4 protein-coding genes and 1 pseudogene are annotated in these 6,000 nt (G+C 51.4%); all 5 read left to right on the forward strand.

Annotated features, from left to right (window positions below; genetic code table 11):
• Window positions 1-662: 662 nt before the first annotated feature.
• Window positions 663-1,841 carry a glycosyltransferase gene (locus tag N5095_RS22110; protein ID WP_267625395.1) on the forward strand — a complete coding sequence of 393 codons (1,179 nt, stop codon included), beginning with the start codon at window positions 663-665 and terminating at the stop codon, window positions 1,839-1,841.
• Window positions 1,842-1,869: 28 nt separating this feature from the next.
• Window positions 1,870-2,811, forward strand: a complete 942-nt coding sequence (locus N5095_RS22115) for an NAD-dependent epimerase/dehydratase family protein (RefSeq protein ID WP_267625396.1) — start codon at window positions 1,870-1,872, stop codon at window positions 2,809-2,811.
• A gap of 133 nt (window positions 2,812-2,944) precedes the next feature.
• Window positions 2,945-3,106, forward strand: coding sequence for a hypothetical protein (locus tag N5095_RS22120; RefSeq protein ID WP_267625397.1), 162 nt, complete (start codon window positions 2,945-2,947; stop codon window positions 3,104-3,106).
• On the forward strand, window positions 3,103-5,067 hold the full coding sequence (locus N5095_RS22125; protein ID WP_267625398.1) for a DUF2079 domain-containing protein: 1,965 nt from the start codon (window positions 3,103-3,105) through the stop codon (window positions 5,065-5,067). The genes N5095_RS22120 and N5095_RS22125 overlap by 4 nt, the downstream gene beginning before the upstream one ends.
• Before the next feature lie 155 nt (window positions 5,068-5,222).
• Window positions 5,223-6,000 (forward strand): annotated as a pseudogene (locus tag N5095_RS22130) (hypothetical protein); the annotation flags it as partial.

Genomic DNA, 6,000 nt, shown 5'->3' on the forward strand with positions numbered 1-6,000 from the left:
CGTGTCGTGATGGTATCGCGACCGGGAGTGACGGGGAGTGGGCTCGTCTCGAGGGTGAGACAATCTGGCGACGTGCGCGAAGTGATGTTGAGGCCGCTATTGAGCACCGATTGTAGTCCCCGACGACGCTGGATTTATCAACTCTGAATTCATCGACTCGATTCGCGCGTAATACCTCAAGAAAACGGGGGCTTGTCCAAGGCCGCGCATTCCCTGGCCTACACGGCCGACTGACCGGCACTACCTTTCCCGCCGGTCATTCATCTCGACATCAGAGATAGTGTCGTATCGTTTCTGCTGCTCTCTGTTCGACTCGGGGGAAGAGTTCTACAAGGCGGTGTGAACACCGTACTGCCTTATAATCTATACAATTCCTATATTTTTGTCAACCGTGTATGTTCGGAAAGTAGTGATAAATCGAACGACAGATTTAAAGAGTGGACTTTCAACCTGAGAGACGTGATGTCGTCTGGATCCGCTGACATGGCGGAAAAGCATGTCGCGACGACACGAGTAGCAACGAACAACTCGACGTCCCTCCCCAGCAGCTTCCGAACCAGCGAGGGAATCGAGAGCGGGGATGAGGTCGCTTGGATTGTGCGGGGTGGAGATTGGATTCTGCGCGATGCCAGCGCTGTCGACGCAGTTGAGGATACTGAGTAATGGCAGTCGAGCAGGCAACACGAACCCCCACAGAGAACGCGGTCGTCGATGCAGAACCTCAATCTGAGCTCGGGGTGTCCGTCATTATCCCGACATACAACGAGGTCGAGAACATCGAGAAAATCGTCTCCCGATGCCTCATGGCACTCGAAGGCCATGACTCCGAAATCTTGGTCGTCGATGACGACTCCCCTGATGGCACGGCAAGACTCGCTCGAGAGTCCTTTGCCGACAACAGCGACGTTCGGGTTATCAAACGCACAGAGGACAAGGGTCTGGCTCAGTCGGTAACGGCTGGGTTCAGACACGCTTCGTCCGAGTCATGTGCCGTAATCGACGCTGACCTCCAACATCCTCCCGAGAAGCTTCCTGCCCTCGTAGACGAACTCTCCGACGGAGCTGCCGTCGCTATCGGGAGCCGCCATATCGAGGGCGGCGGCATCGCGAACTGGCCTTACCACCGGAAGGTAGTCAGTAAGGGAGCAACCGGACTTGCACGACTCTCGATCCCTTCGGCTAAGAGTGTTTCCGACCCAATGTCCGGGTTCTTCGCCGTCCGCAGCGATGTTGTAGAAGACGTCGAACTAGATCCGAAAGGATACAAGATTCTCCTCGAGGTCCTCGAGAAAGGCAGTTACGAGACGGGTTCGGTCGCTGAGGTACCTTACGTATTCCAGGACCGGCAGTACGGCGAGAGCAAACTCACGTCATCAGAATACAAGAACTTCGTCGAGCATCTGATGGGCCTCTCGTTCAGTGCCTATGGTTTCGATCGAATAGCGGAACCGGACCGATTGGTGAGAGGTACCGAGTTCGGTTTCGTCGGAGCAATGGGTGCGGTAGTGAACACGCTCGTCTTCGGTGGGATGCATTTGTATGGCGGCATGCACTACATGGTCGCTGGCGCTCTCGCCTTCATTGTCGCTCTTAACTTCAATTTCCTCGGGAACTGGTTCCTGACCTTCAATCAGCCGTCTGAGGAAATTCGGTCGAAGTATATTCGATTCAATGTGGTGTCGGTTGGCGGGTTCATCATTTACAGCCTCGCTCTCGCGACGGCGATTGATGTACTCCTGATACCGGCGCTGCTTGCGAACGTCCTCGCCATCGGCGGGTCGTTCCTGTTCAACTTCATCGGCTCGGAAAAGTTCGCGTTCGACATAGAGTCCGCTAATTAACCAGCAGTCAACAATCACAAACATAATAATGAACCTCGAGAACAAGCGCGTCCTCGTTACGGGCGGCGCAGGCTTCATCGGATCGAATCTCGCAAACACCCTCGCAGAAAACAACGACGTTGTCGTCGTTGACGACGAGTACCTCGGCGTCCCTGAGAACCTTGACGACAACGTCGAATACCACAAGAAGAGCGTCCTTGATGATGACCTCCCGACGGACGTGGACGTCGTCTTCCACCTCGCTGCGTTGTCATCGTACAAGATGCACGAGGAAGATACGCTCAAGGGAGCAGAAGTGAACATCCTCGGCTTCATCAATACGGTCCAGCAAGCTCGCGATGGCGGCTGTGATACTGTCGTGTACGCCACGACGTCTTCCATCTACGGGAGTCGGACGGAACCGTCGCCAACTACGATGGACGTCATGATTAACACCGGGTACGAGGCGTCGAAGATGGGCCGAGAGAATTACGCGGAGTACTTCTCGAACCACTACGACATGTCGATGGCAGGAATGCGATTCTTCTCGGTCTACCAGGGTTACGGTGGATCCGAGGAACACAAAGGAGAGTATGCGAACGTTATCGCCCAGTTCGCTGATGACCTTGCGAACGGCGATACACCGGTGCTCTACGGAGACGGAACCCAGACCCGAGACTTCACCCACGTCGACGACATTGTTCGTGGACTGATCGATGCGGGCGAGTACGAGCTCGACGGAATCTATAATCTTGGGACTGGTCGGCAGGTATCGTTCAACGAGCTGGTCGAGATGCTGAATGCGGAACTCGGAACGGATACTGAGCCTGATTACATCGAGAATCCGATTCCCGACGACGTCTATGTTCACGACACGATGGCGGATTGCTCGGGTATGGAGGCTGAGACCGGATGGCAGCCTACTATCTCTTTAGAAGAGGGTTTGTCACAGGTTTGTAGCCAGTACGCTCGAACTCTACCAAGTCAGTAACGAGCCACACGACTATCTTTCGCTGAGGACGTTATTGTTAAACCATAATAAGAATTAGATTTATCTATAAAATGTACGAAAAATTTTATTTTGATAGAAAATCTTATCAGGGACCTATCGGGACGTTCTCCATATGGTGAAGGTAGCCGAATCAACAATAACTGGTGCGAATAACACGTTTATTCCACCAAGTGTTCGTTCAGCACTTGAGGTAGAATCCTCTGACCAAGTTGAGTGGCATGTAAAGGCCGTAGACGGTGAACAGCAGGTAGTACTTATGGGGGCAGAAAGGTGAGCAGGTTGCGTGAGTACAAAAAAGCAGATTCACTAAGTGATCTTCGGAACTCGCTTCCAAAAAGCAGGAAAGGAATTGTTGAGTTCTTCACAGACCGGCCGAAATGTACGATCGCAGTTACTGCTTTCGTATATGTGGTTCTCCTATCGTACTTCTCTTGGCGCCGGCATATTGCATTCAACACATATGCGTTCGACCTTGGGATCATGGAACAAGCAGTCTGGAACACTCTGCAGGGTCGTGGTCCGGTTCTATACAACACTCCAGAGGGTGCTTCTCATCTTCTCGTCCATACATCTGTCATTCAAATCCTGATAGTTCCAATGTATGCCATATATCCGAGTACTGTTTGGTTCCTCACAATCCAAGCGGCCATCATTGCTACCGCAGGTTTTCCAATTTATAAGATCGCATCTCGCCATCTACCCAAAGAGCACTCGCTACTCCTTGCTCTTCTATTCTATCTTAATCCAGTTGTCTGGGGAATTATCCTGAACGGATGGCATCCTGTTTCACTCGCGATACCCTTCTTACTCGCTAGTTTTTACTATCTTCAGGAAGAAAATTACCGGGTATACTGGCTTTTCGTCGTTCTTGCCCTGTTCTGCAAGGAGACTGTAGCTCTACCCATTGGAATGCTGGGTATCTACCACTTGTGGGAACACAGAACTGATCTTAGCCGTAGGCGCCTTGCTGTCTCGTTCGGCACAATGTTCGTTGCAGCGATCTGGCTGGCACTACCTTTTGTCCTTCCCGACCCTGAAAGTGGTTGGTCGGCATTCCACTCGTACTATGGATACCTAGGAGGTTCCGCTGGCGAAATAGTAACCAATGCGATTCTGAATCCCGAGCTATGGCTCAAGCAAATATTCGAGTACAGCTCTTTAATGTACTTGGTTTACTTCCTAGCTCCGTTTGTATTCCTGCCAATTCTCTCTCCAAAGGAGACCGGAATTAGTCTCCCGGTCATTCTGATGGTGGTTCTAGCAGGACCAGGGCTTACAAAAATCGACACACAGTACCCGGCTCTGATTATCCCATTTGTGGTGATCTCTTTTGTTTATGCCATTGCAAAGCTCGAACCTGAATCGCGCAAGCAGATTTTTACTATCTCAATTGTCGCGTGTCTACTTATTTCCTCAGTCATCATCGTTCGACCAACCAGTTTCAATCGGTTCGATGAAGCGATGGATAAGGAGACTACACGTGACGAAGTTCGGGAGCGGCTGGTCAGTGAAATTCCTGACGAAGGAGTCCTGCTAACGGAAACCACGTTGTTCACTCACACCTTCAAGAGATCTGGATCAACTTACCTACTTGATGGTCATCCTGCCACATTTACTGACTATCCAGAGGCAGATTACATCGCCCTCGACAAGTATGCGATTTCTTCCATGCCGCCAAACGTCAACATGACAGAGCTGAAGTCTGACATGGGCGTGTACATTTGGGGGGATGGTGTAGTAGTGTTAAAACGGGGATACGACGGAGAGCCCAAAACCATTGAACCCCCCAACAACCGTGGTCTACATACTGAGTTCTACCGTGGGAACAACTTCAACGAGAAAGTGTTCGAGGCACCGACTACGTCCGTATCTAATGATTGGGGTACGTCAAGTCCTGCCCCTGGTGTGCCAAAAAATAACTTTACTGTTAAGTGGACTGGCAAGATCTACGTGCCGGAATCTGGGTATTATGGGTTCAAAATTAACGCTGATGATGGCGCGGATGTATCGATTAATGGGAAAAAGGTCGCCGGTCAAATTGACCGACGATTAGTCAGCGATGAAGGAAGCATATATCTCGACAAAGGTTGGAATACTATTCGCGTGCGGTTCTGGGATGGTCCCGAATCGGCAGCGATCGATCTGAAATGGCTACCGCCAGGCCGCCAACAATATTCTGGTATACCTAGCGAAAATTATCGTCAACCAGAAAAGAATTCAACTGTAGAGCCCTAGTATACGGGGCTTTCGCAGCTCTTCGTTTAGTGGCTTTCAGCTCTCCCAAAATATCACTCAGAAGCAGTCCTACGACCGGAACGTTTATACTTAAAGAATTATCAAATCAAAACAATGAGCGGGGTACACGAACCGCCATTGTGGGGTACAGTAGGATGAAAATATCTCAACGAAAAGGGGTGGTTAGCCTCGGTGGGTTAGCAACGCTTCTGATTGTAGCACTCGTACTTGTACAGCCAGTTAGTGCAATTACGTTTGACACCGGCACCCCTGATGGAACAACTGCTGAAAAGGGGGAAGACATAACGTTCACTACCACCGTCAATATCGGGGGTAATGAGCGTGTACCGATCGACCGACTCCAAGTCAAGCTTTTCGACGGAAACGAGATTGACTACATCTCCGAGTTCAGCGTCGGTGGGGCTGAACTTCAGGACAAAGAGTGGGTCACCGTAGAACGAATCGACGGTGACGCTGATTACGGGTACGGATACCGTTCCAACGATGGAGCTGGTCATGATTACGACTTCGGTTACGGATACGGGTATGGGGAAACAGAGAGTGTATCTACTACACTCAAGTACCGATACACTATCCACACCTCCGAAATACCTAGTGGCGATTACGAGCTGATGACTAGGGTCATGACGGGTGAAGACCACAACTCTGCTCCCAACGAAGACAATACTGTCTTCGCCTCTGGCAAGCAGGAATTCACCATCAAGCCTCAGGACGATTCCACGCCGCCCACGACGGACGAACCCGAAGAGAACAACGGCGACGATGACGAGAACAACAACGACGGTAACGACGGTAACACCGGTGCCCCGAGTAACGGCGGCGGTGGTGGCGGTGGAGGCCAGGGCGGCAACGGCGCTCCCTCCGTCCACGTCGATGTCAAGGGCGAGTCCGACGGTAGTGTGACCGCACAGG

Origin of the sequence: Halobium salinum (assembly GCF_026586625.1) — an archaeon.
GTDB classification, from domain to species: Archaea; Halobacteriota; Halobacteria; order Halobacteriales; family Haloferacaceae; genus Halobium; species Halobium salinum.